This window comes from Brevibacterium metallidurans (assembly GCF_037101285.1).
Classification (GTDB): domain Bacteria; phylum Actinomycetota; class Actinomycetes; order Actinomycetales; family Brevibacteriaceae; genus Brevibacterium; species Brevibacterium metallidurans.
In genome coordinates this window covers 1-26350 of sequence record NZ_BAAAAF010000013.1, presented here as the reverse complement: position 1 = coordinate 26350, position 26350 = coordinate 1, and the positions used below count along the sequence as shown (strand labels likewise).

General features: G+C 69.5%; 21 protein-coding genes and 1 pseudogene. 4 read left to right on the top strand and 18 right to left on the bottom strand.

Annotation, left to right across the window (positions count from 1 at the left end; genetic code table 11):
* Nucleotides 1-42: 42 nt before the first annotated feature.
* From AACX88_RS14035 to AACX88_RS13960, 16 genes and pseudogenes are all read right to left on the bottom strand, one after another.
* The gene (locus tag AACX88_RS14035) at nt 43-1209 is read right to left on the bottom strand and encodes an acyl-CoA dehydrogenase family protein (protein ID WP_339393544.1); all 1167 of its coding nucleotides are present in this window, start codon (nt 1207-1209) and stop codon (nt 43-45) included.
* Between the two features lie 91 nt (nt 1210-1300).
* Nucleotides 1301-2929 carry a thiamine pyrophosphate-dependent enzyme gene (locus AACX88_RS14030; RefSeq protein ID WP_339393543.1) on the bottom strand — a complete coding sequence of 543 codons (1629 nt, stop codon included), beginning with the start codon at nt 2927-2929 and terminating at the stop codon, nt 1301-1303.
* A gap of 16 nt (nt 2930-2945) precedes the next feature.
* Nucleotides 2946-5084 (bottom strand): annotated as a pseudogene (locus AACX88_RS14025) (acetate--CoA ligase family protein).
* Nucleotides 5085-5091: 7 nt separating this feature from the next.
* On the bottom strand, nt 5092-6321 hold the full coding sequence (locus AACX88_RS14020; protein WP_339393542.1) for a glutamate dehydrogenase: 1230 nt from the start codon (nt 6319-6321) through the stop codon (nt 5092-5094).
* Nucleotides 6322-6436: 115 nt separating this feature from the next.
* Nucleotides 6437-7111 carry a TetR/AcrR family transcriptional regulator gene (locus AACX88_RS14015; protein ID WP_339393541.1) on the bottom strand — a complete coding sequence of 225 codons (675 nt, stop codon included), beginning with the start codon at nt 7109-7111 and terminating at the stop codon, nt 6437-6439.
* Between the two features lie 97 nt (nt 7112-7208).
* A complete protein-coding gene (locus AACX88_RS14010) occupies nt 7209-8495 on the bottom strand; it encodes a M16 family metallopeptidase (protein ID WP_339393579.1) in 1287 nt (428 codons plus the stop codon).
* Nucleotides 8496-8566: 71 nt separating this feature from the next.
* On the bottom strand, nt 8567-10804 hold the full coding sequence (locus AACX88_RS14005) for a polyribonucleotide nucleotidyltransferase (protein ID WP_339393540.1): 2238 nt from the start codon (nt 10802-10804) through the stop codon (nt 8567-8569).
* Between the two features lie 383 nt (nt 10805-11187).
* On the bottom strand, nt 11188-11457 hold the full coding sequence (gene rpsO, locus AACX88_RS14000) for a 30S ribosomal protein S15 (RefSeq protein ID WP_339393539.1): 270 nt from the start codon (nt 11455-11457) through the stop codon (nt 11188-11190).
* Nucleotides 11458-11550: 93 nt separating this feature from the next.
* A complete protein-coding gene (locus tag AACX88_RS13995; protein WP_339393538.1) occupies nt 11551-12489 on the bottom strand; it encodes a bifunctional riboflavin kinase/FAD synthetase in 939 nt (312 codons plus the stop codon).
* A 69-nt stretch (nt 12490-12558) separates the two neighbouring features.
* The gene (gene truB, locus AACX88_RS13990) at nt 12559-13491 is read right to left on the bottom strand and encodes a tRNA pseudouridine(55) synthase TruB (protein WP_339393537.1); all 933 of its coding nucleotides are present in this window, start codon (nt 13489-13491) and stop codon (nt 12559-12561) included.
* Between the two features lie 19 nt (nt 13492-13510).
* Nucleotides 13511-14368 (bottom strand): VldE C-terminal domain-containing protein, encoded by an 858-nt coding sequence (locus AACX88_RS13985; protein ID WP_339393536.1) that lies wholly within the window; start codon nt 14366-14368, stop codon nt 13511-13513.
* Nucleotides 14369-14573: 205 nt separating this feature from the next.
* Entirely contained in the window at nt 14574-15011 is a 438-nt protein-coding gene (gene rbfA / locus AACX88_RS13980) for a 30S ribosome-binding factor RbfA (RefSeq protein ID WP_339393535.1), read from the bottom strand.
* Nucleotides 15012-15126: 115 nt separating this feature from the next.
* Nucleotides 15127-17961, bottom strand: coding sequence for a translation initiation factor IF-2 (gene infB, locus AACX88_RS13975; protein ID WP_339393534.1), 2835 nt, complete (start codon nt 17959-17961; stop codon nt 15127-15129).
* Nucleotides 17962-18094: 133 nt separating this feature from the next.
* Nucleotides 18095-18370: a YlxR family protein gene (locus AACX88_RS13970; RefSeq protein ID WP_339393577.1), complete on the bottom strand. Its 276-nt coding sequence runs from the start codon at nt 18368-18370 to the stop codon at nt 18095-18097.
* Nucleotides 18371-18476: 106 nt separating this feature from the next.
* Complete coding sequence (gene nusA, locus AACX88_RS13965) at nt 18477-19439, bottom strand: transcription termination factor NusA (protein WP_339393533.1); 963 nt, start codon at nt 19437-19439, stop codon at nt 18477-18479.
* Nucleotides 19440-19548: 109 nt separating this feature from the next.
* Entirely contained in the window at nt 19549-20013 is a 465-nt protein-coding gene (locus AACX88_RS13960; RefSeq protein WP_339393532.1) for a ribosome maturation factor RimP, read from the bottom strand.
* A gap of 154 nt (nt 20014-20167) precedes the next feature.
* Between AACX88_RS13960 and AACX88_RS13955 the strand changes: the two genes are divergently transcribed.
* The gene (locus AACX88_RS13955) at nt 20168-21160 is read left to right on the top strand and encodes a hypothetical protein (protein ID WP_339393531.1); all 993 of its coding nucleotides are present in this window, start codon (nt 20168-20170) and stop codon (nt 21158-21160) included.
* Nucleotides 21157-22176 carry an aminoglycoside phosphotransferase family protein gene (locus AACX88_RS13950; RefSeq protein ID WP_339393530.1) on the top strand — a complete coding sequence of 340 codons (1020 nt, stop codon included), beginning with the start codon at nt 21157-21159 and terminating at the stop codon, nt 22174-22176. The genes AACX88_RS13955 and AACX88_RS13950 overlap by 4 nt, the downstream gene beginning before the upstream one ends.
* 69 nt (nt 22177-22245) lie before the next feature.
* Here AACX88_RS13950 and AACX88_RS13945 read toward each other — a convergent pair whose 3' ends face one another.
* Both AACX88_RS13945 and AACX88_RS13940 read right to left on the bottom strand, forming a co-directional pair.
* On the bottom strand, nt 22246-23055 hold the full coding sequence (locus AACX88_RS13945; protein ID WP_339393529.1) for a TSUP family transporter: 810 nt from the start codon (nt 23053-23055) through the stop codon (nt 22246-22248).
* A 10-nt stretch (nt 23056-23065) separates the two neighbouring features.
* Nucleotides 23066-24976, bottom strand: a complete 1911-nt coding sequence (locus AACX88_RS13940; protein WP_339393528.1) for a proline--tRNA ligase — start codon at nt 24974-24976, stop codon at nt 23066-23068.
* 154 nt (nt 24977-25130) lie between these two features.
* Between AACX88_RS13940 and AACX88_RS13935 the strand changes: the two genes are divergently transcribed.
* A complete protein-coding gene (locus AACX88_RS13935; protein ID WP_339393527.1) occupies nt 25131-25853 on the top strand; it encodes an NUDIX hydrolase in 723 nt (240 codons plus the stop codon).
* Nucleotides 25854-25868: 15 nt separating this feature from the next.
* Entirely contained in the window at nt 25869-26261 is a 393-nt protein-coding gene (locus AACX88_RS13930; protein WP_339393576.1) for an RNA-binding S4 domain-containing protein, read from the top strand.
* Nucleotides 26262-26350: the final 89 nt, after the last annotated feature.

Genomic DNA, 26350 nt, shown 5'->3' with positions numbered 1-26350 from the left:
CGAGGCGGCCCGTCGGGGCCGCCTCGACCGCGCCCGCTGCCGTCAGGGCAGGTTGCGGGAGATGAGCAGGCGCATGATGTCGCTCGTGCCCTCTTCGATCTCCTCAAGCTTGGCATCGCGCATCCACTGCTCGACGGGATGCTCCCGCGAGTACCCCCAGCCGCCGAGGGTCTGGACGGCCGCCCACGTGCAGAACATCGCCGTCTCCGAGGCGCCCAGCTTCGCCATCGCCGCCGAGGCGGTCACCCGCTCCCGCGACACCGCCTCACCCGCGTCGATCATTCTGGCGGCGTTGAGCACCTGCAGCCATGCCGCGTCGATGCGCGCGGACATGTCGGCCAGACGGAACGCGACCGCCTGGTGGTCGATGATCGGCTTCCCGAACTGCGTGCGCTCCCTGGCGTAGTCGCGGGCGTACTCGTAGGCCGCGCGCGCCGTGCCGAGCGCCGCCGCACCGAGGACGACCCGGGAGATGTCGAAGGTGCGCATGAGCCCGTAGAACCCCTGCCCCTCCCCGCCGAGGCGGTTCGCCTCAGGCACGAACGCGTCGGAGAAGAAGATCTCCCGGCACACGATGGCCCGCTGCCCCATCTTCTTCATCGGCGCCCCGAACTCCATGCCGGCGGTGCCCTTCTCGAGCAGGAACGCGCTGACCCCACGTGAACGCTGGGTGGGGTCGGTCTTGGCGAAGACGACGTAGAAGTCGGCGAGCCCGGCGTTGGAGATCCAGGCTTTCTGCCCGTTGAGCACGTACCCGCCCTCGGCCCTGTCGGCGCGGGTGATGATCGACGCCGAGTCCGATCCCGAGCCCGGTTCCGTCGTCGCGAGCGCCGTGAAGACCGGGGCGTCCCCGGTCAGCGGGCGCAGCCAGGCCTCCTTCTGCTCCTCGGTGCCGAGTGCGAGGATCGGGTCGGCGAAGAACCCGTTCGAGCACACGAAGTTCCCGATGCCGGGGTCCCCGAAGCACAGCTGCTCCTGGACGAGGCATTGGGTGAAGACGTCGGTGAACCCTCCCCCGCCGTACTCCTCGGGGATCATGAAATCGGTGATGCCGAGTTTCGCCGCCTGGCCGAAGAGCCCGACCGGCGACTCGGTGTCGGCTTCGTCGACGGCGCGGGCGGCGGGGCGGATCTGCTCGCGGGCGAACGTCCGGCACAGGTCGATGACGGCGGCCTGCTCGTCGCTGAGCGGCCAGGGGGTGTAGGTCATTGCTCTCCTTCGTCACGGGCTCGGCCGTCGCAATGACGGCGATCGTGGGATCGGTGTGGTCGTTTCAGTCGGTGCGTCAGCCGGGTCGGGATCACCGACCGAGCATGTCGGCGGCGGCTCGGGAGTCCTCGGTCATGTGGATGAGGGTGGGTCCGGGGTGCTCCATCGCCGAGGCGAGCGCCGCCGTGATCTCGCCCGCACCGTCGACGTGGACGCCCCGTGCGCCCATCGCCTCGGCGAGCGCGGGGAAGTCGGGTCCGCGCAGGACGACGCCGGTCGGGGTGTCCCCGCGGTCGACCATCTCGTTGCGGATCTCCCCGTAGCCGCCGTTGTCGACGATGACGAGGGCGAGGGTGACCTTGTCCTGGACGGCGGCGGCGAGTTCGGCGATCGTGAACATCGACCCGCCGTCGCCTTCGACGGCGACGACGCGCGCCCCGGGTTCGGCGAGCTTCGCCCCGATGCCCGCCGGCAGCCCGTAGCCGAGGGTGCCGGCACCCGCCGGGTAGAGGAACCGGTCGCCGGGCCTCGCCCGCCACCCGGTCTGGACGCCGTAGTAGCAGGCCATCGTCGAATCCGCGGCGACGATGACCGGTGACTCGGCGAGCGCGGTGAAGGCGTTGAGGCCCTCGCACAGTTCCGCCCAGGGTTCGCACTCCCGGGCTGCCGCCTCGGCGACGGTCTCGGCCAGCTCCGAACGCCAGCGTCGGGCGGCCTCGACGGCCGCAGCGCCGCGTCGGGCGCGGACGGCCTCGACAAGCACCGCCGAGGCGTCGGCGGCGTCGGCGAGGATCGGTGCGGTGACGACGGCGTTCGTGAGCATCTGCTGTTCGTCGATGTCGATGCGTACGACGGTCTCCGGCAGCGGGAGAGGTTCGGGCCAGAAGTCGCTGGGCGCGAGCTCGGTGCCGATGGCGACGACGGCGTCGGCCTGTTCGAGGACGGTCGGCAGCTCCGGCAGGAACCCGATGGCGCCGAGCACGGAGGGGTCGGCGTCGGAGACGATGCCCTTCGCGTTCGAGGACAGGATGATCCCCGCTCCGAGCGCCCCGGCGAGACCCGCGATCGCCTCACCGGCCCCGCGTGCCCCGGCCCCGACGATGAGGAGCGGACGCTGGGAGTCGGTGAGCGCCTCGGCGGCGGTCTCGATCGCAGCGAGGTCGACCTGCGGGTGCGGACGTGCCACGGCAGGGTGGTCGACGCCTGTCCCGGTGGCTTCGATGAGGTCGAGCGGGATCTCGATGTAGGCCGGGCGGGGTCGGCCCGAACGCATCGCGGAAAGGGCCTGCCCGACGGCGAGCGGCACCTCGCCGACGCTGCTCACCCGGTGGCTCTCGCCGAGCACCGCTTCGATCGCGAGCCCCTGATTGCGGACCTCGTGGAGGAGTCCGTTGCCGCGTCCCGGATGGCCAAGCGGCATGCCGGGGCTGATGAGGAGGACGGGCACCGAATCCGTATACGACTGCAGGAGCGCGGTGAGGGCGTTGAGCGCTGCCGGTCCGGTCGTCGTGACGACGACCTGGACGTCCCCGCTCGCCCGTGCGGCCCCGTCGGCCATATAGCCTGCGCCCTGCTCGTGGCGTGGGGAGACGATCTCGATGCCGTGCTCGCTCAGCTGCGCGAAGATCTCGAGGTTGTGGGTGCCGGGGATGCCGAAGACCCGGGTGATTCCCTCCGCGGCCAGGGCTCTGGCCAGGTGGCCGCCGCCGGTGGTGATCATGCTTGCGCGTCCCTTCTCATGGGTGAGATGTGCTCACGGTCTCGGAGATGTCGCGTCCGACGGTCTCGGAAATGTCGTGTGCTGCGAGGTCCGTTGCGCTCGGTTCCCGGACCCCCTCGTCCTCGGTCGCAGCGGGATCGGTGAGGACGAGGGCGTCGACGGCGATCGCCCCGGTCTCCCCGACCCGGACCGGGTTGATCTCGACCTCGGCGATGGCGTTGTTCGCCGCGATGAGGCGGGAGACGGAGACGACGACGTCGATGAGCGCCTCGAGGTCGCGGGCGGGCCGGCCCCGCCATTTCTGCAGCAGCGGGAAGCACTTGAGATTCGCGAGCATGTCGTGGGCCTCGGCCCGTGACACGGGAGCGAGTTCGAGCCGGGTGTCACCGTAGAGCTCGGTCTCCGTCCCGCCGGCACCCACCATGACGATCGGCCCGAAGTTCTCGTCCTGCCGCCCGCCGACGAGGATCTCGACGACGTGATCGCGTGAGTCCATCTCCTCAACGATGTACTCCCCCTCGCCGAGGCGGCCCACCATGTCCGTGTGCGCGGCCTCCAGCGCGGTGACGTCGGGAAGGCCCAGGGCGATGCCTCCGACCTCGGTCTTGTGCGCGGGCCACCCGGCTTTGAGGACGAACGGCGGGGTGAGTCCGGCCGCGGCGACCGCCTCGGCGAGGTCCTCACCGGGGCCGACAGCGGCGGCACGGGGCACCTCGACGCCGGCCGCAACGATCGTGTCCCGGGCTGCGGCGTAGCCGGGACCCCACGGGGTCACCGCCCCCGAGAGCTCGAGCGCTTCGGCGATCCGACCGGCATGGGAGGAGTAGAACACGGCTCGTGAGAGCACCCGCATCGTCGTGTCGATCGACCGGTAGCAGGGCACCGCGCGGGACCACATGTCGGCCACGGCCTGGGAGTCGGCGCTCATCGAGTGGACGAGCAGAGGCTTGCGATGCTCGCGTGCCGCCCGCCCGAGCTCCTCGACCTCGGCCAGCTCGGCGGTGAGGAGTTCGGGAGCGTTCTCCCCGTAGCAGCCGAAGTAGCCGCTGAGGACGACGGCGTCGACGGAGTCATCGGCGAGGAGTTCGCCGACGATGCGCGCGTAGATGCCGAGGTCCTTCTCTCCTGCGCCGTCGAGGTCGACCGGGTTGTCGATGTGCCCGGCCTCCGGCAGCAGCGCTTCGATGCGGGCCCGCACGTCCGCCGCAACGGGATCGACTCTCAGTCCGTGGACCTCGGCCATGTCCGCGGCGATCGCGCCCTGCCCGCCGGAATCGGAGACGATCGCGACCCGCGGGCCGGCCGGCAGCCACGAGGAGGCGAAGAATCCGGCGAGTTCGACGATCTCCGAGGGCGAGGAGAGCCGGATCGCCCCGGCCTTGCGGCACGCGGCGTCGACGGCGTCGATCGCCGAGGTGAGCGCCCCCGTGTGGGAGCGCGCCAGCCGTCTGCCCGCATTCGAGGAGCCGGTGGTGAGGATCATCGTCGGTTTGCCCGCCGCGCGCAGGCGCTACATCGCGGACACGAGTGCCGCGCCTCCGGTGAACGATTCGAGGTAGAGGGCGACCTGGCTCGTGTTCGGGTCGGTGACGAGGGAGTCGAGGATCTCAGCGGCCCGGACATCGGACTGACCGCCGATCGAGGCGAACCGGGAGATCCCGAGGCCGCTGCGGGCCGAGAGCGTGGCGATCTCGGAGCCGAGCTGTCCGCTCTGGGTGACCACGGCGAGCGAACCGGGTGTGAAGTGACCCCAGGCGAGGAGCAGGTCCGCGCCCGCATCGACGAGACCGAGCGACCCGGGACCGATGAGCCTGGCACCGGCCGCCGTGATCGTCTCGGCGAGCTCTGTCGCCTGGGGCACCCGGGTGGAGACGATGAGGAACGCGCGCACACCGAGATCGAGCGCCTCGGCGACGAGGGCCGGCACACCGGGTCCGGGGACGGAGATGACGAGGAGTTCGGGGGCTTCGGGCAGCTCGGACAGGCTCGCGTGGACGGGTGCGCCCTGGATCGAGGTGGCCCGGGCGTTGATGAGGTAGACGCGGCGCCGGTCGGCACCGGTCAGCGCTCCCGCGGCGAGCCAGAAACCCCACTTCGCCGGGTCGTTCGAGGCTCCGAGGACAGCGACGCTGCTGGGATCGAAGAACGGGTCCACGTCGGGTCTACTCTTCGCCCGCCGAGGCTGATGATCCCGCCGAGGCGGTCGTGCCCACTGATGCGGTCGTTGCCGCTGAGGGCTCCCGCCCGCTCAGGGCCTCGAGGTTCGCATCGACCCGCGCCTGCGCGGCTCGCCGCGGGCTGATGCCCGCGTCCTTGGCCGCCGTGAGCACCTCGGTCGTCAGCGCGGTGAGGGTGTCCTCGATGATCGCCCGGCTCTGCTCCCAGCTGCCGTCGATGTCGCCGAAGGCGACCCCCCACCACCACGCATTCGTCGCGGAGTTCGCGAGGAAGTCGGGGACGATGACGACTCCGCGTTCGGCGAGCATCGTCTCGGCCTCGGGCAGGACGGGCATGTTCGCGGCCTCGACGATGTAGGAGGCGCGGATCCGCTCGCAGTTGTCTGGGGTGATCGCATAGCTGACGGCAGCGGGGATGAGGATGTCGCAGTCGGCGGCGAGCCATTCGTCGCGGTCGGTGACCCGGTCCTCCGGTCGCAACGCGTCTCGGGAGACACCGCCGAAGGGATCACGGGTGGCGAGCAGGGCTTCGACGTCGAGCCCGGCGGGGTTGGTGACGAAGCCGTCGGCGTCGGCGATGCCGACGATCCGGACCCCCGCCTCGGCGAGGAAGCGGGCGCTCGCCCCGCCCATCGATCCGAACCCCTGGATGACGGCGGTCGTGCCCTCCGGGCTGCGTCCGTCGGCGGTGAGCGCGGCGATCGCCGAGGTGGCCACGCCGAGTCCGCCGACGAGCTCATCCTGGGGCATGCCCGCAATGATCGTGTCGAATGCGGCGATCGACCGCCGACCGGCCTCCTCGGGGTCGTCCATGAGCTTCTCGACGGCGCTGATCCCGCTGCCGAGTCCGCGGCGGGCGAGGATCTCGTCGATGTCGTCCTGCCGCACCCCGAGGTCCTCCCCGAGTGCCCAGTACGTGCGCATGATCGGGTTGAGGTCGACGAGGAAGCGTTCGAGGACGTCGAGTGCGCCCTCGGCGCGGGGGTCGAAGTCGATGCCGCCCTTCGCGCCTCCCACGGGCACGTACTTCCGGCCGGGCACGAGGTGGATCGCCTCCTTGCGGGTCATCCCTTCGGCCAGTCCCCGCACCTCCTCGAGCGTGCAGCCCTGACGCATCCGCAGACCACCGGAGGCCGCCCCGCGCACGAGGGTGTCGACGACGACGAAGCCGCGGGTCCCGGTGACGGGATCCTGCCAGGTGATGTCCATGAACATGGGGCCTCCGAGGTGGTGTGCACAATCGCTTACTGAACCGCGGTTCAGTAAGATTCCGACACCAGTCTGTCGCCTCGGACCGGGGCGCGTCAAGAGCGCCGCAGAGGCTTTCTCCTCAGGCTTCGTCGCGGCCGAGCAGGGAGTCGGCGAAGTCGGTGACCCAGCCGATCATCGTGGCTCTCTCGACCTCGCCGCCGCGGACGAGGAGGCGCACGGAGAGACCGTCGAGGAAGGCGAGGATCCGGGTCGCCGCGACCGCGACCGCATCGCCCGGAATCGCCTCGTCCGGGTTCGTGTCAACCGGGTCGCCGTTGTCCGAGTCGTCGCCGACGGCGTCCGGGCCGCCGTCGACGGCGAACTCCCCGGCCTGGACGCCGTCGCGGATGACTCCGGCGAACACGGCGTGCCATTCTTCGTCGAGGACGGTGAGCGTCGACCGGATCTGCTCGTCGAAGAGGGCCGAGGACCACGCGTCCATCCAGATCGTCCAGCTGCGGGTCGACCCGCTGGGCAGGTACCACGTGAGCAGACGCGTGAGCCGTTCGGTCGCCGGTTCGTCGGCGCCCGCGATCTCCCGGGCGAGTGCGAGGTCGTTCTCCCCCGCATGGGCGAAAGCGGCGGCGACGAGGGCTTCCTTCGTCTGGAAGTGGTAGATGACGAGGCTGGGGCTCAGGCCCAGGCGCGCGGCGACGTCGGCGACGCGCAGGGCCCGCAGCCCGGTCGTCTCGATCTCGTCGATGGTGGCCGCGAGGATCTCCTCACGGCGCGCCGAGGCGCTCTTGCGACTCATGCTCGACTCCTCCCTCTCACTCCGGCCACGCCTCCCCACTTCCGCGGCGCGTCCCTACCGGCGTTCAGTCCTCATCGGCGAACAGACCCGCCGGCACTCAGTCCCGCAGGGCGAGGTCGGTGGGCGGTCCCACGAGGGAGAGCGCCTTGGGCTGGCCGAGCAGCTGCCCGGCCATGCCGGAGACCTGTTCGGGCGTGACCGAGCGGATCCGTTCGATGAGGTCGAGTGGGGGTTCGATCGGGATGCCGAAGATCTCGGCTCGGGCCAGGCGGTTCATCCGCGCGGCCGAGGATTCGAGTCCGAGCACCATCGAACCCGAGAGCTGGGAGACGATCTCGTCGAGTTCGGCGCGGCTCGGTGCGCGTTGGGCCAGCCGGTCCCATTCGGTGAGCGCGAGGTCGAGGACGGCCTGGCCGTTCTCGGGGCTGCAGCCGGCGTAGATCCCGAAGGTGCCCGCATCGGTGAATTGGCTGGCGGTGGCGTTGACGGCGTACGCGAGTCCGCGCTCCTCGCGGATGCTCTGGAACAGCCTCGACGACATCCCACCGCCGAGGAGGGTGAGGAGGACCGAGTAGACGAACCGGTCCGGGTGGCCCTCGGGCAGTCCTTGGCAGCCGAGCAGCATCCCCAGCTGCTCGGTGTCCTTGGACGTGTGCGAGCGCCCGGTGTGGAAGACGGGTTCGGTCCGCGCCGAGGCGGCCGCGTGCGGACGTCCGCCCGCCCCGATGATGCCGTTCCCGTCGAGGCTGCCCGCGTGCAGGCTCGTCGCCTCCGGGGCGACGGTGGTGGCAAAGGCCCCGGTCTCGGCCAGCGCGGCTTCGACCATGCCGATGACCTCTGCGTGGTCGGCGCCTCCCGCGGCGGCGATGATGAGCTGGCCCGGCACGTACGTCGACGCGTAGTGGTCGAGCAGGGTGTGGTGGCCGAGGACGCGGATCTGCTCCTTCGTCGCTCCGACCGGTCGGGCGAGCGGGTGATCGCCGAAGACGAGGGTGTCGAAGTCCTCGAAGAGCACGTCGCCGGGATCGTCGGCGGCCATCGCGAGCTCTTCGATGATGACGCCGCGTTCGCGTTCGAACTCACCGGGATCGAGGGTCGAGTCCGAGACCATGTCGAGCAGCAGCGCGGTGATCGCGGGCAGATCGGTGACGAGGCACCGCGAGTAGTAGCAGGTGAATTCCTTCGCCGTGATCGCGTTCGAGTCCCCGCCGGTGCGGTCGAAGGCTGCGGCGATGGTCAGGGCGTCCTTCGTCGAGGTGCCCTTGAAGAGCATGTGCTCGAGGAAGTGGGTGGAACCGGCGGTCGCGGCCGATTCGTCGCGCGAGCCGGCCGCGACCCAGATGCCGATGGTCTCGGAGGCGAGTCCCGGCATGTGCTCGGTGATGACGGTGAGACCACCGGGGAGGACGGACCGAGCGATCGGTGCGTCCTCCCCGGTGTGCGCTGAGCGGGAGATCAGTTCTCCGACTCCTCGCCCGATCCCTCGGCGCCCTCTGACTCGTCATCGCCGTCGACGACGGGAGCGAGCGAGAGCTTGCCGCGGTCGTCGATCTTCGTGATCTCGACCTGGACCTTCTGGCCGACGCTGACGACGTCCTCGACGTCCTCGACGCGCTTGCCGTCGTTGAGCTTGCGCAGCTCGGAGATGTGCAGGAGGCCGTCCTTGCCCGGGGTGAGCGAGACGAAGGCGCCGAAGCTCATCGTCTTGACCACGGTGCCGAGGTAGCGTTCGCCGACCTCGGGGACCTGCGGGTTGGCGATCGCGTTGATCATCGACCGGGCCGCCTCGGCGGAGGTGCCGTCGGTCGCGCCGATGAGCACGGTGCCGTCGTCCTCGATGCTGATGTCGGCGCCGGTGTCCTCCTGGATCTGGTTGATCATCTTGCCCTTGGGCCCGATGACCTCGCCGATCTTGTCGACCGGGATGGTCACCGAGATGATCCGCGGTGCCGTGGCCGCCATCTCACCCGGGGCGTCGATGGCCTCGGCCATGACGTCGAGGATGACCATGCGGGCCTCACGGGCCTGCTTGAGTGCGGCGGTGAGCACCGAGGAGGGCAGACCGTCGAGCTTCGTGTCGAGCTGGATCGCGGTGACGAAGTCACGGGTGCCGGCGACCTTGAAGTCCATGTCGCCGAAGGCGTCCTCGGCACCGAGGATGTCGGTCAGCGCCGCGTACGCGGTCTGCTCGCCCTGGTCGGTGGAGATGACGTCGGAGACGAGGCCCATGGCGATGCCGGCGACGGGGGCGCGCAGGGGCACACCGGCGGAGAGCATCGACAGGGTCGAGGCGCACACCGAGCCCATCGAGGTCGACCCGTTCGAGCCGAGGGCCTCGGAGACCTGACGGATCGCGTACGGGAACTCCTCGCGGCTGGGCAGCACGGGCACGAGCGCCCGCTCGGCCAGTGCCCCGTGGCCGATCTCGCGGCGCTTGGGGCTGCCCACACGGCCGGTCTCACCGGTCGAGTAGGGCGGGAAGTTGTAGTGGTGCATGTAGCGCTTGCTCGTCACCGGCGAGAGCGAGTCGATCTGCTGCTCGAGCTTGAGCATGTTCAACGTCGTGATGCCGAGGATCTGGGTCTCGCCGCGCTGGAACAGGGCGGAGCCGTGGACGCGCGGGATGACGTCGACCTCGGCCGAGAGCGGACGGATGTCCTTGAGTCCGCGTCCGTCGATGCGGATCTGCTCGGTGAGGATGCGCTTGCGCACGATCTGCTTCGTCAGGGCGTTGAGCGCCGAGGCGATCTCCTTCTCGCGACCCGCGAAGCGCTCGCCGAGCTTGTCGAAGAGCTCTGCGAGGAGCTCTTCGCCGGCGGCTTCGCGCTCCTGCTTGTCGGCGATCTGGAAGTTCTCGGTCTGCTTCGCCTCGGCGAGGTCCTTGACGGCTTCGAAGACGTCGTCCTGGTAGTCGCGGAAGACGGGGAACTCGACCGTCGGCTTCGCGGCGAGGTCGGCGAGCTCCTGCTGGGCGCGGCAGAGTTCGGCGATGAAGGGCTTCGCGGCTTCGAGGCCTTCGGCCACGACCTCCTCGGTGGGGGCCTTGGCGCCGGTGGCGACGAGGTCGAGGGCGTGGTCGGTGGCTTCGGCCTCGACCATCATGATGGCGACGTCGTCACCGACCATGCGACCGGCGACGACCATGTCGAAGACGGCGTCGGTCAGCTGCGAGTAGTTCGGGAACGCGACCCACTGGCCGTCGATGAGTGCGATGCGCACGCCGCCGATGGGGCCGGAGAACGGCAGACCGGAGAGCTGCGTCGACATCGAGGCCGCGTTGATGGCCAGGGCGTCGTAGAGGTGGTCGGGGTTGATCGACATCACGGTGACGACGACCTGGACCTCGTTGCGCAGGCCCTTGACGAAGGACGGGCGCAGCGGACGGTCGATGAGGCGGCAGGTGAGGATCGCGTCGGTCGAGGGGCGGCCTTCACGGCGGAAGAACGAGCCGGGGATGCGGCCGGCGGCGTACATGCGCTCTTCGACGTCGACGGTCAGGGGGAAGAAGTCGAAGCCCTCGCGGGGGTGCTTGCCGGCGGTCGTCGCCGACAGGAGCATGGTGTCGTCGTCGAGGAAGGCGACGGCGGAGCCGGCGGCCTGGTTGGCCAGGCGTCCGGTCTCGAAGCGGATGGTGTGCGAGCCGAAGCGACCGTTGTCGATCGTTGCGACCGTGGATTCAGGGGTGGTTCCCACGTAATCTCCTTGTTCGATGCCGGACGCGGCAACAGAGGGTCGCCGCCCCGGCGGGCAGTGTCTCAGACGCCATGGAACCGGGGCCGGTCATCGATCGGGGCCCACGGAACCTGTCCCGCACGGGGTTGACTCCGGAGGCCACTACCGAGGACCGAAACGTCCATGGGCGTCCGCCGGTCAGTCTACCGCAGGTGGCCTGCCCGAACGGTGAGCGCGCTCCCAGCCGCCGCACCGGCTGCCGGCCCAGCGGCCGTGCGCCCTCCCCCGCGCCCCGTGCCGTGCCGTGAATGCGACGAACGCCCCGCCGAGGTGGCGGGGCGTTCGTCAGGTCTGTGTCCGCTCAGCGAGGCTGAGCCGGCCGAGGAGTCCTCAGCCGAAGGACATCAGCGGCGCAGACCGAGGCGCTTGATGAGCGAACGGTAGCGCTCGATGTCGACCTGCTGGAGGTACTTGAGCAGACGACGGCGCTGACCGACGAGGAGCAGCAGGCCGCGACGCGAGTGGTGGTCGTGCTTGTGATCCTTGAAGTGTTCGGTGAGATCCGTGATCCGGCGGGTCAGCAGGGCAACCTGAACCTCGGGAGAACCGGTGTCGCCCTCGTGAGTTCCGTATTCCTTGATGATCTCCTGCTTCGTGGCAGTGTCGAGAGCCATGGAGTTCTCCTAACGTTTCGTTGCGCGGCGTCGGAACCTGTCAGTTCCGGCACTATGGGACCGCGGCCGGTGAAAACGGCAGAGATCAGCTTATCAGGTGTGGAGGACCTCGCGCACATCGGCGATGTCCTCGTGCATCTGCGCGATGAGGGCGTCGAGGCCTGTGAAGGCCACCTGACCGCGGATGCGGGCGACGAATTCGAGGACCATGTGCCGGTCGTAGACGTCGAACTCCCCGAACTCCTTGTCGAGCACGTACGCCTCGACGCGGCGGTCGCAGCCGTTGAAGGTGGGGTTCGTGCCCACGGAGATCGCGGCCGGGAAGGGATGGTCCTCACCGGAGAAGCTCGCCCAGCCCGCGTAGACGCCATCGGCGGGGATGAGGCCCTCACCGTCGGCGGAGAGGTTCGCCGTGGGGAAGCCGAGGTCGCGTCCGCGGGCGTCGCCGTGGACGACGGTGCCTTCGACCCGGTGGTAGCGGCCGAGCTGATCGGCCGCCTCGGCAACATCGCCTGCGATGATCTGGTCGCGGATCCGGGAGGAGGAGAACCTGCCCCCGCGTCCGACCTCGTCGATCGTCACGGTGGTGAAGCCGTAGACCTCGCCGAGGCGGCGCAGCGTGTCGATGGTGCCTGCGTTGTCATGGCCGAAGCGGACGTCGTCGCCGACGACGACGCACCGGCAGTCGAGGCCCTCGACGAAGTAGCGGGAGACGAACTCCTCCGGGGTCTGTGCGGCGAAGTCGAGGTCGTAGGGCTGGATGAAGAGGGCGTCGATGCCGGTCTCGGCGATGAGCTGCGACTTCTGCCGGACGCTCGTGATCATCTGCGTGGGCGTCTGCGGCTGGTGGATCGTGCGCGGGTGCGGGTCGAAGGTCATCGCGACCGAGCGCAGCCCGTTCGCCTTCGCCTCGGCGGCCACGGCCCGCAGCACGGTCTGGTGGCCACGGTGGACGCCGTCGAAGTTGCCGAGGGTGATGACGGTGCCGATGCCGTCTCTGGGGACCTCGTCCAGTCCGTGATAGATCTCCACTCGAGCCCTGCTCCTTCCGTGCACCGACTCAGAGTATCGCAGAGGTGTGGCGCGTGCGAACCGCGGCTCTCAGGCGAGGCCGATGGCGAAGGCGGTGCGGGATTTGAGGCTCCCGTCGCCGCGGATCTCCGCGACCGAGACTAGTTCCCCGTCGCCGACGACGGCGACCTCGGCACCCGATGCCAGCGCCTCTCCCCCGGACGTCCAGGGACCGGCGAGGGACTTGCCCTGCATGAGCGCCTTGGCCCCGGCGGCATCGACGGTCACGGTCGGCAGGAGGGCGGCGGCCGCCTCGGCGAGAGGAAGGAGCGGCGGGGTCGGTGAGTCGAGGTCGTCGGGGATCGTCACAGCCGCCCCGAGGTCGAAGGGCCCGACCCGGGTGCGGCGCAGTGCGGTGAGATGTCCATGGACGCCGAGGTCGGCGCCGAGGTCGCGGGCCAGTGCCCTGATGTATGTGCCCGAGGAGCAGTCGACGGCGACGTCGACGTCGATGTTTCCGGAACCGAGGTCGCGGCGGGTCTCAAGGATGTCGAAGCGGTCGATCTCGACCCGGCGGGGGTCGAGGACGACGTCCTCACCGGCGCGCACCCGGGCATAGGAGCGTTTGCCGTCGACCTTGATCGCCGAGACCGCGCTGGGCACCTGATCGATGGGACCGCGCAGGGCGGCAACGCCTGTCTCGATGTCGGCATCGGCGACCGCGGCGAGGACGGCAGGGTCGGCGATGAGGTCGGGTTCGGAGTCCGCATCGTCGGTCGGAGTGCCCGCGCCGAGGCGGATCGTCGCATCGTAGGTCTTCGAGACCCCGGTGATGTGGCCGAGCAGCTTCGTGCCGCGGCCGAGCCCGAGGACGAGGACGCCCGTGGCCATCGGGTCGAGGGTGCCGGCATGGCCGACCTTGCGGGTGCCGAACCACCGGCGGATGCGCGAGACCACGGCGTGGGAGGACAGCCCCTGCGGTTTGTCGCAGACGAGGATGCCCTGTGGGGAAGAGTCGTTCACCTGAGGCTCGGGTCGAGGATCAGTTGAACGAGGCGTGGACGTGGTCCATGTGGTTCTGCGTCGCCGAACCGCGGTCCTCCATCGACTTCCAGCCGCGGCCGGGCATCCAGATGCGCTGTTCGAAGATGACGTACTTGACGTTGAGCGCCTTCGCGTTCTTAATGAGGTACTCGGAGATGCGGTCGCCGGTCGACCCGGCGATCATGATGTCGACGGCCTCACCGGTGTAGTGGTCAGAGGTGCCCGAACCCGAACGGCGTCCGCCGTAGGTCTTGACCTCGGGGAACTTCGCGCACACGGCGCGGTAGCCGTTGACGGCGTTGGGCAGGAGGGTCGACTCGATCGAGGACGAGACCTTGCACGGGGGCGTCTCGACGCCCGACGGGGTGCTGCCGGAGCTCTTCGAGGACTTCTCGCTCGAGCCCTTGCTCGCCTTCGCGCTCGAGGACTCGGTCGGCTCGGGCTTCGGGGTCTTGACGTTGAGCGTCGTCTTCGACGTCTTGTTCTTGTACTTGGGATCCTTCTTGATGTCCTCGATGTACTTCTCGCCGGCCTCGTCGCGCTGCTTCTCGATCTCCTCCTGGCTCACACCGGTGGAGGCGGTCGATTCCTGCTGCGTCGTGCTCGCGGCCTCGGTCGTCACCTCGCCGGTCTGCGGCGGTCCCATGACGACGGTCGAACCGACGACGGCGGCCGTGGCGGCGGCCGGCACAGCGATCGCTGCGACGACGGGCCGCTGCTTGACCGTGGCGAGCACGGACGTGGCCGTCGAGGGGGCATCAGCCGAGTGCCGGCCCGTCGAGCGCTTGGCCGCGGGAGCGAGGTCCCGGAACAGCTGCTTGGCGAAACCGGGCTTTGGTGAGGAGTGCTTACCCAATGCAGAAATCCCTTAACAGAGTCGTAATCAGATCGTTACCCGAAAAAGTCTAGACCATCTCGGAAAGATAACAAAACTGTTACGCAGGATTTTTCTGCCCGCTGTGAGCACCCTCGAATTCCGCACCGGGCCCGGGGACCGCCTCGGCGGGGCGGACCGGTGAGGTCAGAGCACGCGTTATACGGCCCTGACCTCGACGGACGGCTCAGCCCTCGTCGGTCTCCGTCTCGGACCTCCGGTAGGGATCGGCGTCCCCGGCCGGCTTCGCATCCTTCTTGAGATCGGCGATGCGCGCGTCGTCGGCAGCGGCTCGGGCGAGGAGGTTGTCGAGGCGCAGGGCCTCCTCGGGGACGGCGTCGGCGATGAACTCGAGGCTCGGGGTCAACCGGATCGTCAGGCCCTTGCCCACCTCGGAGCGGATGAAGCCCTTCGCGGATTCGAGGGCCTTGCCCGTGGATTCGAGGTCGGCGCCGTCGCCGTAGACGGTGTAGAAGATCGTCGCGTGCTGGAGGTCGCCGGTGACGCGGACATCGGTGACGGTGACGAAGCCGAGCCGGGGATCCTTGAGCCTGCGTTCGATCGTGCTCGCGACGATGACCTTGATCTGATCGGCGATCTTGCGTGCGCGGGTTGCGTCTGCCATGTGCTGTCCTTTGTCCGTGCCGGTGGGGCACCGGCCTGTGCTGGAAAGAAGTCTACGGGTCCGACAGCGGCCGGTGCGTGAACGCACCGGCCGCCGTCTGTCATCGCCTCAGGACTCAGTCGCGAGGCTTCTCCTGCATCTCGAAGGTCTCGATGATGTCACCGACGCGCAGGTCGTTGAAGGTGCCGAGTCCGATACCGCACTCGTAGCCTTCCCGGACCTCGGTCGCATCGTCCTTGAACCGACGCAGCGATTCGACCTTGAGGTTGTCCCCGATGACCACACCGTCGCGGGTGACCCGCGCCGACGAGTTGCGGGTGATGACCCCGGAGCGGACGATCGAGCCGGCGATGTTGCCGAACTTCGAGGACCGGAAGACCTCGCGGATCTCCGCGGTGCCCGTCGAGACCTCTTCGAACTCGGGCTTGAGCATGCCCTTGAGCGAGTTCTCGATGTCGTCGATCGCCTGGTAGATGACCGAGTAGTAGCGCACGTCGACGCCTTCGCGGTCGGCCAGGTCGCGGGCCTTGGCCTCCGGCCGGACATTGAAGCCGATGACGATAGCGTTGTCGACGGTGGCGAGGTTGATGTCGTTCTCCGTGATCGCACCGACGCCGCGGTGGATGATCCGGAGGTCGACCTCGTCGCCGACGTCGATCTTGAGCAGCGAGTCCTCGAGCGCCTCGACGGCACCGGAGACATCGCCCTTGAGGATGAGGTTGAGCATGTCGACCTTGCCCTCGGCGAGTGCCTTGGTGAAGTCCTCGAGGCTGATCCGCTTGCGGCCACGGGCCTGGGCGGCGTTGCGCTCGATGGCGTCGCGCTTCTCCGCGATCTGACGGGCCGTGCGGTCGTCATCGGTGGAGATGAACGAGTCGCCGGCACGCGGGACGGAGGACAGGCCGAGCACCTGGACGGGACGCGAGGGTCCTGCCTCGGTGACGGCGTTGCCGTTCTCGTCGAACATCGCACGCACGCGTCCGAAGGCGGTGCCGCAGACGATCGCGTCACCGGCACGCAGGGTGCCGGACTCGACGAGGACGGTCGCGACGGCGCCGCGGCCCTTGTCGAGCTTCGCTTCGATCGCGATGCCGCGGGCGGCCTTGTTCGGGTTCGCCCGCAGGTCGAGTGCGGCATCCGTGGTGAGCAGGACCGACTCGAGGAGCTCGTCGATGCCCTCGCGCTTGAGCGCGGAGATCGGGACGAACATCGTGTCGCCGCCGTACTCCTCGGCCACGAGGTTGTACTCGGTGAGCTGCTGCATCACCTTGGCCGGGTTGGCGCCGTCCTTGTCGATCTTGTTCACGGCCACGACGATCGGCACATTGGCCGCCTGCGCGTGGTTGAGCGCTTCGATCGTCTGCGGCATCACACCGTCGTCGGCGGCGACCACGAGGATCGCGAGGTCCGTCGACTTCGCACCGCGGGCACGCATGGCGGTGAACGCCTCGTGACCCGGGGTGTCGAGGAAGGTGATCTGACGCTCGGCGCCCTCGTGCTCGACGGCGACCTGGTAGGCGCCGATGTGCTGGGTGATGCCGCCGGCCTCACGGGCGACGACGTTGGCCGAGCGGATCGCGTCGAGCAGCTTCGTCTTACCGTGGTCGACGTGACCCATGACGGTGACGACCGGCGGGCGGGCGACGAGATCGTCGTCGTCCTCCTCGGCGGCTTCGGCGTCGAGGTCGATGTCGAAGGTCTCGAGCAGTTCGCGGTCCTCGTCCTCGGGAGAGACGATCTCGATCTTGTAGCCGAGCTCCTCACCGAGCACCTGGAAGGTGTCCTCGTCGAGCGACTGGGTGATCGTCGCCATCTCGCCGAGGTGGAAGAGCACCGTGACGAGGTTCGTCGGGTCGGTGTTGATCTTCTCGGCGAAGTCGGCCAGCGACGAGCCGCGGCGCAGACGCAGCGGAGTCTCGCCGTCACCGCGCGGAACGGTGACGCCGCCGATCGACGGTTCCTGCATCTGCTCGAGCTCGGCGCGCTTGGCCCGCTTCGACTTCCGACCCTTCTGCCGGGGTCCGCCGCCGCGACCGAACGCACCCTGGGTGCTGCCGCGACCGCGACCGGAACCGCGACCGCCGCCGCCGGGGCCTCCGCCCGGTCCGCGACGACCTGCCGGGGCGTTGCCGGGAGCGCCCGCAGGGCCTCCCCCGGGTCCACCGGCCGGAGCGTTGCCGCGACCGCCGCCGCGTCCCCTGCCGGGGGCGGGCTTGTTCAGCGCGGAGTTCTTCATCATCGACGGGTTCGGACGCGGGGCGCCCGGACGCGGTCCGGCAGCGCCGGCCTCACCGGCGGGACGCGGAGGACGCTGACCCGGCTTGGGCATGCCCTGCGAGTTCGCGAACGGGTTGTTGCCGGGGCGGGCACCGCCCTGGCCACCCTGACGGCTGCCGGGCTTCGGGGCGCCTGAGCGTCCGCCGGGCTTCGGCATGCCCTGGGAGGCGGCGAAGGGGTTGTTGCCGGGACGCGCTGCCGCGCCGCCGGAGCGACCGCCGGGCTTCGGGGCACCGGGCTTGGCGGCACCCGGCTTGGGTGCGCCGGCCGGCTTCGGAGCCGCGGGACGTGCGGGCGCCTCGTCGGCGGCCGGTGCCGGTGCGGCTTCGGGTGCGGGCTTCGCGGCAGGCTTGGGAGCCGACTTCGCGGCGGGCTTCGCCGGGGTCTCGGCCTTCGCCGCCGGCTTGGCTCCGGGCTTGGCCGCTGGGGCGCTGGGCTTGGCCGCGGACTTCTGGCCGGGCTTGGCGGCCGGCTTCTTGGCGGTCTCGCCGCCGGCCTTGCCTGAGGCAGGCGCGGAATCGGCGAATGCCTCCTTCACCCGTCGCACGACGGGGGCTTCGAGAGTCGAGGAGGCGGACGAAACGAATTCGCCCATGTCCTTGAGTTTCTCGAGGACGATCTTGCTGGTTGTGCCGAGCTCTTTCGCGAGCTCATGGACACGGGGCTTTGCCACAGTTCTCCTGTCCGGGTTCCTTCCCGGTCAGGAAAGAACCTCATCAATGAAGAGCAGGTCTCATTACACTGCTCTCTCGAATTCCGGTGAGGGTGTCATCGCACGACACTCACTACTTGTCATCCATTCTTGGCTACCCGTTCAGTCTGGGTTCGGTGTCCGGCTCCGGGAGATCCGAAGCGGTGATCTTCGTTCGAAACGCTCGAGCGAAGGGAGCAGATGTCCGTGCCTTCTCCAGGCACTTCGCATCCGGGTGCATCCAGGCTCCCCGTCCCGGCAGTGTCGCTGACACGTCGTGGACGATGGCCGGCTGCTCGTCGGGGCGATACACGAAGCGTGTGAGTTCGTCCCGATCCGCTGTCTGCCTGCAGGCGATGCACGTCCGTTGAGGTGCACCGCCAGCATTCACAGTCAACAATTCTACAGCACTTCTATTCCGCCCGGCGCCACCGACCGACGTGGTCGGGATCACGCGATGGCGCTCAGGCGCCTTGTCAGCGACCTGCCGCCGCACCTCAGTCCTCGGCGACGATGTCGATCTTCCAGCCGGTGAGCTTCGCGGCCAAGCGGGCGTTCTGCCCTTCCTTGCCGATCGCCAGCGAGAGCTGGTCGCGCGGCACGACGGCCCGGGACTCCTGGTTCGCGGCATCGAGGATGTCGACGCGGGTCGCCTTCGCCGGGGACAGCGCGTGGGCGACGAACTTCGCCGGGTCGTCGCTGTAGTCGACGATGTCGATCTTCTCCTGACCGAGTTCGTTCATCACCGCGCGCACCCGGGAGCCGAGTTCGCCGATGCACGAGCCCTTCGCGTTGACCCCCGGCTTCGTCGCCCGCACGGCGAGCTTCGTCCGGTGGCCTGCCTCACGGGCGAGCGAGACGATTTCGACGGTGCCGTCGGCGATCTCGGGGGCTTCGTGGGCGAAGAGCCGACGTACGAGGTTGGGGTGGGTGCGGGAGACCGTCACCGAGGTGCCCTTGGGTCCCTTGTGGACGTCGGCGATGTAGACGCGCAGTCGGGTCCCGTGCTTGTACTCCTCGCCGGGGACCTGCTCGTGCGGGGGCAGGACGGCTTCGACCTCGCCGAGGTCGACCTGAACCATCTGCGGATCTCGGCCCTGCTGGATGATGCCGGAGACGATCTCACCCTCACGGCCTTTGAAGGACCCGAGCAGGGTCTCGTCCTCGACGTCGCGCAGCCGCTGGTGGATGACCTGGCGCGCGGTCTGCGCGGCGATGCGGCCGAAACCGGTGGGGGTGTCGTCGAATTCGCCGATCGGGTTGTCGTCGTTGTCGAACTCGACGGCCCAGATGCGGACCTCGCCGCTGGACTTGTCGAGTTCGGCCCGGGCATCGGGCCACGCCCCCTCGGTCTTCTGGTAGGCAAGGAACAGTGCCTGCTCGATGAGTTCGATCAGAGTGTCGAACGGGATCTCGCGCTCACGTTCGATGACGCGCAGAACATCGAGGTCGATATCCATGGCCCTTATCCTCTCCGGCCCCTGGGTGCGCAGGCGTGCTGTCGTGCCCCGGGAGCATTGAATTGTCGGTGTTCACTTATGCAGGCAGAACAGTCTATCGCAGTCGGCCTCACCGGAACTTCAGCTCCACCTGAGCCTTGACGATGTCGTCAAGACCCACGGTCCGCTTCTCCTTCCGAGCCGGATCCGTGCCGGTGATCGCCTCCTCGCCGACCTCCTCGAGATCGAGCTTGAAGGTCTCCTTCTTCGTGCTCACGTCGAGGCGGCGTCCCAGGACCCGCCGGAAGTGCCGCGGGCATTCGAGCCTGCGGGTCGCCCCGGGGCTCGTCACCTCGAGCTGGTAGGGCTTGTCGCGGAAGATCTCGACGGTCTCCAGGGTGTCGCCGACGATCCGCGTCGATTCCGCGATCTTGTCCATCGACATCGGCTCCGCACTCGACTCGTCGAGGTCGACGACGACGGTGAGCGTGCGCCGCTGTCCTGCTGCCACCGCCTTGACGGTCTCGAGGTGGAATCCGGCCGCTGCCAGGGGTTCGCGCAGCAGTCCCTCGATCCGTGCGACGTCCTCGTCCATGCTCTCTCCGATCCTCTCCTCGGTTCCGGTTCCCGTCCCGATCGACGGCCTGATCGCCTGGTGCCCCGGGCACCCTGGCAACCGTCCCGTCACCGGTTCATCCCACCCTATGCGAGACCCCGGGCAGATGCCCGGCATCGGCTACGATTGGCCTATGCGTTTTCCCGTCAGTCGTCGTTCCGTCCTCATCGTCGGCGCGGCAGGGGCGGGACTCGGCCTCCTCTCCGGGTGCGGACTGCGCCTCGACACTCCCCCGGACGTTCCTCGGCTCGACGCCAGTGAGGCGTTGCGCAACCGCATCGCCCGCATCCTCGCCCAGACCACCGTGTCCGACGGCGATCCCGACACCGCCGGGGAGGACCTCCAGGCGTTCCGGGCGGCGATCGGTCCCGAATGGGCCCCGCCGACTGAGCTTGCCACAGAGGCTCCCCCGACTGAGCAGCCCCGGACCTTCATCGATGCCGCCGAGGCGGTCTCGAGTGCCGTCTTCGACGTCGTCGCCGATCTCGGATCGGGTCTCATCCCCGTCCTGACCGATGTCGCGACCGGGTGCGCGCTCACCGCGGGCACCGTGCGCAGCCAGATCCGTGACGGCGCGGACTCCCGTATCCGCGCCGCCTTCGTCGACGCCGACGACGATGCGACTGCCCCTCCCACCGAGGCGGCCGATGGGTCCGAGGAGTCCGCGAGCCCTCCGGCAGGGGCGAAGGAGTGGAACACGATCCTCGATCAGGCGCGTGCGGCCGCGTACGGCTATGAGCGTCTCGCGGTGCGCTTCGACCGGAAGAGCCGGGAGCGTCAGAGCGCCGTCGCCCGGCTCGAATCGCTGGGTTCGCTGGCCGGTCAGATGCTCGAGTACCTCGGCGAGAAGGCCGCGAACCCGGATGCTCCGGCCTGGACGCTCGATCCCACCCCGACGGATGCGCGCTCGGCAGGCCAGCTCGCGCTCAACCTCGAAGACGCCGTGACCGCCGCACTGCTGCCGTGGCTGCGCACCGAACCGCGCGCGGCCCTGCGGCTGTGGGAGTCGGCCAGGGCGCGTGAGGTCTTCGCCGCCCCCCAGCCCCTGCGGTACACGTACGCCGACGGCCCGCAGACCGCGGGCCTGCAGACCGCTGGAGCACAGTCCGCGGGAGCCGGGACGTGAAGGTTCCGCCCGTCCTCTACCGGTCGACGCGGGACATCATCGGCACCGGACGCACCGATGCGTGGGTCTCGGCGCTCGACTTCATGGCCAATGAGCTCTGCGACCGCTGGAACCTCCGCTTCGACGAGGTGCCCGGTTCCCCGTGGGCGGGCTGCGAGAGCCTCGTCATCCCCGTCCTCACCCAGGAGAACTACCAGGGGGTGCTGCGGTTCGCGGCCCCCACCTCGGCGCATACGGCCGCCCATTCCCAGGCGCTGCGCGCGCTGAAGATGTGGAACGGGCACGGGGCGGTGCGGGTGATCAGGGACGATCGCAGCTTCCGGGTGACGCTGCAGGAGCGGCTGCGGACGAAGGCGAACCTCTCCGTGCTGCCGCTGCCCGATGTGCCCCCTGTCTGGGGTGCGCTGCAGAAGTCGCTCGAGATCCCCGCGGGCCCGGACTTCATGCGTGTCCAGGACATGGCCACCGGGTGGCTGTCGACCTTCGAGGCGGACACGGCGCTGCTCAGCGGCTGGTCGGAGACGGGGCGCGAGGACGGGCACGTGCTCTCGTACGCCCGGACATGGATGCGCACGCTCGCGGCCTCGGAGGAGAACTGGCTCATCCACGCCGACCTCCACTACTACAACATCCTCGCCGGCAACCCCGACGCCTCGGGGGTGGCGACATGGAAGGCGATCGACCCGCAGCCGCTGTCGGGACCGACCGCGTACACGATCGCGCCCGTGCTGTGGAACCGCCTCGGCGAGATCCCCGCGCGCATCCCCCGTGATCAGGCGGCCTGGCTGCGGGGCTTCGCCGCCGATCTCGCCGTCCATGCCGGCATCGACCCGCAGTACGGGATCGGTGCTGCGGTCGCCCGTGAGGTGACGAACATGTTCTGGTATCTGCGCTCGGCCCGCGGCGGCTCTCCCGAGTCGCTCGCCGATGCGGCGCGCTCGCTGTGGGTCGCCCGCGCCCTCTCCGGCGCCGACGTCGCAGGCGTCGACGCACACGCCCTCAAAGCCATCGGCTGACGCGTCCCGCGCCTGCTCCCAGGTGCCCGTGTCCACCCCCTGGCGCGCCCTCAGAGGAGGTGCGCCGCCTCACCGGATAAGGTCGGTCACGACGTCGTAGCCGAGCTTGAGCACCATCGCCGAGACGACGACGATGAAGACGATGCGGACGAACCCTGAGCCCTTCGCGATCGCCGTGCGCGCCCCGATGATCCCGCCGGTGACGTTGCCGGCGGCGACGACGAGGCCGAGCAGCCACACGACCTGGCCGTCGGGGACGAAGTAGACGAGCGCACCGAAGTTCGTCGCCCAGTTGACGACCTTCGCCGTCGCCGAGGCCTGGAGGAAGGAGAAGCCGATGATCGAGACGAACGCGATGACGAGGAACGATCCGGTGCCGGGCCCGAGCACCCCGTCGTAGATCCCGATGATGAGCCCGATGAGCCACGACAGCGCGTGGTGGCGCTTCGAGGTCTCCCCGAACCGGAGGCTGGCATCGGCGCCGAGGCTGGGGTTGAGCAGGGTGAAGAGTCCGACGGCGATGAGGGCCGCGAGGATGATCGGGGTGAACAGTTCACTCGGCACGAGGGTGGCGAGCTTCGCCCCGAGGACGGCGCCGAGGAACGCGGTCGCCGCCGCGGGGATCGTCGCCGACCGGTCCGGGGTGACCCGTCTGAGGTAGGTCACCGCCGAGGCGGTCGTGCCGGCGATCGACCCGACCTTGTTCGTCGCGACCGCCTGCACCGGGGTCATCCCCGGCACGAGGAGGAGCGCCGGCAGCTGGATGAGTCCCCCACCGCCGACGACCGCGTCGATCCACCCCGCCAGTGCCCCTGCGGCGAGCAGCCACAGGAGCATGACGAGGGTGACGTCGATGCCTCCGGTGAGGGCCTCGCTCATCGCCTGCGGGTCAGGCCCGGGGTGCGGAGTCCGCCTCGGCGGTCTCGGCGGCGGCCTCGGCATCGTCGATCGCGGCTTCGATCGCGTCCTCGGTCACCGCGGCGTCGCCCGCCGCGGCCGCCCGGGCGTATGCGGCACGGATGTCGGCCACGGTCGTGGGGACCACCTCGGCGAGGGGAAGCTCACGCTTCTCATCGGCGAACCGGTTGCGGAGTTCGACGACGCCGTCGGCCAGGCCGCGGCCGACGACGATGACGGTGGGGATGCCGATGAGCTCGGCGTCGGCGAACTTGAATCCGGGCGAGACCTTCGTGCGGTCGTCGAGGAGGACGCTCACGCCCTCGGATTCGAGGTCGGCGGTGAGCTGCTCGGCCGCCTCGGCGATGTCCTCGCCCTTGCCGGCGGCGATGATGTGGACGTCGGCGGGGGCGAGATGCTGGGGCCAGAGGAGGCCGGCGTCGGTGTGGTACTCCTCGGCGATGCAGGCCATGACCCGGGTGACGCCGAGGCCGTAGGAGCCCATGGTCACGGTCGTCGCCTTGCCGTTCTGGTCGAGGACGGTGAGGTCGAGGGCTTCGGCGTAGCGGCGGCCGAGCTTGAAGATCTGGCCGATCTCGACGCCGCGGGCGAGTTCGAGGGGACCCGAACCGTCCGGGGCGGGGTCGCCGATGACGACCTCGGCGGCTTCGATCGTGCCGTCGGCGACGAAGTCACGGCCGGCGACGAGGTCGAAGACGTGCTTGCCGTGCTCGTTGGCTCCTGTGATCCAGCGGGTGCCGTCGACGACGCGGGGGTCGAGGAAGTAGCGCAGCTTCGTGGCGCTCTCGGCTCCGAGGACCGGGTTGTCGAGGTCGAGGCCGGGGCCGATGTAGCCCTTGACGAGTTCGGGGTGCATCGCGAGGTCCTCGGCGGTGGCGGCTTCGAGGTCGACCTCGCCGTTCGAGAGCATGCCGGTCCCGGCGGCCCGGTCGAGGTCGACTTCGCGGTCGCCGGGCAGGCCGATGACGATGACCTCGCGGGTGCCGTCGGGATGGGTGAGGGCGCAGACGACGTTCTTCAGCGTGTCCGCGGCCGTCCACTCGCGGTCGGCGCGGGGGTGGTTCGTGTTCGCGGCGGCGACGAGGGTCTCGATCGTCGGCGTGTCCGGGGTGTCCTCGACGTGGGCGGCAGGGGTGCCCTCGTACGGGATCGCCGCGGGCACGATCGAGGTGACGGCTTCGACGTTCGCGGCGTAGCCGCCGGGCGAGCGGACGAACGTGTCCTCGCCGACCTCGGAGGGGTAGATGAACTCCTCGGTGCCCGAGCCGCCCATCGCACCCGGGGTCGCCTTGACCGGCAGGCAGGGCAGGCCGAGGCGGGCGAAGGCGCGCAGGTAGGCCACGCGCATCGCCTCGTACGCGGCATCGAGGCCGGCGTCGTCGATGTCGAAGGAGTACGCGTCCTTCATGATGAACTCGCGTCCGCGCAGCAGGCCTGCGCGGGGGCGCGCCTCGTCGCGGTACTTCGTCTGGATCTGGTAGATCGACAGCGGCAGGTCCTTGTACGAGGAGTAGAGGTCCTTGACCAGGAGGGTGAAGAACTCCTCGTGCGTGGGCGCGAGGATGTAGTCGTTCTTCTTCCGGTCCTGGAGGCTGAAGAGGTCGGGGCCGAAGGCCTCCCAGCGGCCGGACTGCTTGTACACCTCGGCGGGCAGCAGCGACGGGAAGTGGACCTCCTGGGATCCGGCGCGGGCCATCTCCTCGCGCACGATCGCCTCGATGCGGCGGAGCACGGCGAGCCCGAGCGGCAGCCACGTGTAGATGCCCGGGGCGGCCCTGCGGATGTAGCCCGCCCTGTGCAGCAGCTTGTGGCTGGCGACCTCGGCACCGACCGGGTCTTCCTTCTGTGTCCGCACGAACAGCGACGACATGCGCATGGCCATGGGTGTGTCTCCTTGGGCTGGGGGTATCAGTCGAAGACTATCCGCACGCGTGCGCGCGCGTCCATTCGCCAGCGCGGGGTTCGTTTCTCCCCCGCTCAGCCGGGCAACTAGACTGGTCAGCGCTGTCGATTCCGTTGACCCGATCGTGAAGAGCATGCCTGACACCACCCAGCTTTCGCAGTTTCCGCGGCCCTCGGTCGCCGTCGACACTGCCGTCCTCTGCCCGGTTCCCGACCGTGGTCTCCATGTGCTGCTCACCCTCGCCCGCGACGGGCACTGGCAGCTGCCCGGGTCGATCCTGCGTCCGCAGGAGCGTCTCGCCGAGGCGGTCGCACGGTGCCTGCGCGAGAAGGCCCACCTCCTCGACCGCTCCCCCGTCCAGCTCCACGTCTTCGACCAGCCCGACCGCGACGACCGCGGCTGGGTGATCTCGGTCGCCCACCTCGATGTGCTCTCGGCCACCGATGTCGGCCTCGCCGAGGCGGACGGCGGTGACGATGGCGAGCGCGGTGCCGAGGGCGGCGAGTCCGGTCTCGCCCGCAAGCTCGTGCCCGTCCATGCCGTCCACGAGCTCAGCGAGGAGCATCAGGAGATCGTCCGCGTCGCCGTGCACCGGCTCCGGGCGCTGCACGAGCGCACCCCCGACCCGTTCGGGCTGCTGCCGGCGGAGTTCTCGCTGCGCCAGCTGCGCGCCCTGCATGAGGTCGTCGCCGGGGAGGAGCTGCAGGCGGACACGTTCCGGCGCACGATGCTGCCCCTGCTCGACGCCACCGGGCGGGCGGTCACGCAGGGACGTGGGCGTCCCGCGCAGACCTTCACCCGCCGTTCGGAGATCGCGCTGCGCCAGGACGCCCGGGGCGGTCTCGATGGAGAGTGAGCCCAGGGCATGACGATGGAGATCGATCGCAGTCCGGGACGCACCGTGCGCATCGATGTGTGGCTGTGGACGGTGCGGATGTTCAAGACCCGCAGCATGGCCACGCAGGCCTGCCGCGGCGGTCATGTCCAGGTCGACGGTCAGCGGGTCAAGGCCGCGCAGAAGGTGATGATCGGCCAGGAGGTGCGGGTGCGCAAGTCAGGCGCGGAGTTCGTCTGGAAGATCACGGGCATCCTCCCGACGAGGCCGGGGGCCCAGATCGCCGTGGGCGCGTACGAGGATCTCACTCCGGCGCCCGATCCGGCGCTGCGCGGCTTCGTCCCCAAACGCGACAAGGGCCTCGGGCGGCCGACGAAGAAGGATCGCCGCGAACTCGACAAGCTGCGCGGCCGCCGGCCCGAACTCTGATCTCAGCAACCCTCCGGGCGCAACGCAACCTTCAGGGCGGTGCCCCGTCTCTTCGAGCAACCCTCCGGGCGCTCGGCAACCCTGCGCCG

What these genes read in the sequence shown, in the direction of transcription:
- AACX88_RS13940 (WP_339393528.1), bottom strand. Translation starts at nt 24,976, where the DNA reads ATGGCCATGCGCATGTCGTCGCTGTTCGTGCGGACACAGAAGGAAGAC.
- AACX88_RS13945 (WP_339393529.1), bottom strand. Translation starts at nt 23,055, where the DNA reads ATGAGCGAGGCCCTCACCGGAGGCATCGACGTCACCCTCGTCATGCTC.
- AACX88_RS13930 (WP_339393576.1), top strand. Translation starts at nt 25,869, where the DNA reads ATGGAGATCGATCGCAGTCCGGGACGCACCGTGCGCATCGATGTGTGG.
- AACX88_RS14020 (WP_339393542.1), bottom strand. Translation starts at nt 6,321, where the DNA reads ATGTTCATGGACATCACCTGGCAGGATCCCGTCACCGGGACCCGCGGC.
- rpsO (WP_339393539.1), bottom strand. Translation starts at nt 11,457, where the DNA reads ATGGCTCTCGACACTGCCACGAAGCAGGAGATCATCAAGGAATACGGA.
- AACX88_RS14035 (WP_339393544.1), bottom strand. Translation starts at nt 1,209, where the DNA reads ATGACCTACACCCCCTGGCCGCTCAGCGACGAGCAGGCCGCCGTCATC.
- AACX88_RS14015 (WP_339393541.1), bottom strand. Translation starts at nt 7,111, where the DNA reads ATGAGTCGCAAGAGCGCCTCGGCGCGCCGTGAGGAGATCCTCGCGGCC.
- AACX88_RS13960 (WP_339393532.1), bottom strand. Translation starts at nt 20,013, where the DNA reads ATGGACGAGGACGTCGCACGGATCGAGGGACTGCTGCGCGAACCCCTG.
- rbfA (WP_339393535.1), bottom strand. Translation starts at nt 15,011, where the DNA reads ATGGCAGACGCAACCCGCGCACGCAAGATCGCCGATCAGATCAAGGTC.
- AACX88_RS13935 (WP_339393527.1), top strand. Translation starts at nt 25,131, where the DNA reads ATGCCTGACACCACCCAGCTTTCGCAGTTTCCGCGGCCCTCGGTCGCC.
- nusA (WP_339393533.1), bottom strand. Translation starts at nt 19,439, where the DNA reads ATGGATATCGACCTCGATGTTCTGCGCGTCATCGAACGTGAGCGCGAG.
- AACX88_RS13955 (WP_339393531.1), top strand. Translation starts at nt 20,168, where the DNA reads ATGCGTTTTCCCGTCAGTCGTCGTTCCGTCCTCATCGTCGGCGCGGCA.
- AACX88_RS14030 (WP_339393543.1), bottom strand. Translation starts at nt 2,929, where the DNA reads ATGATCACCACCGGCGGCGGCCACCTGGCCAGAGCCCTGGCCGCGGAG.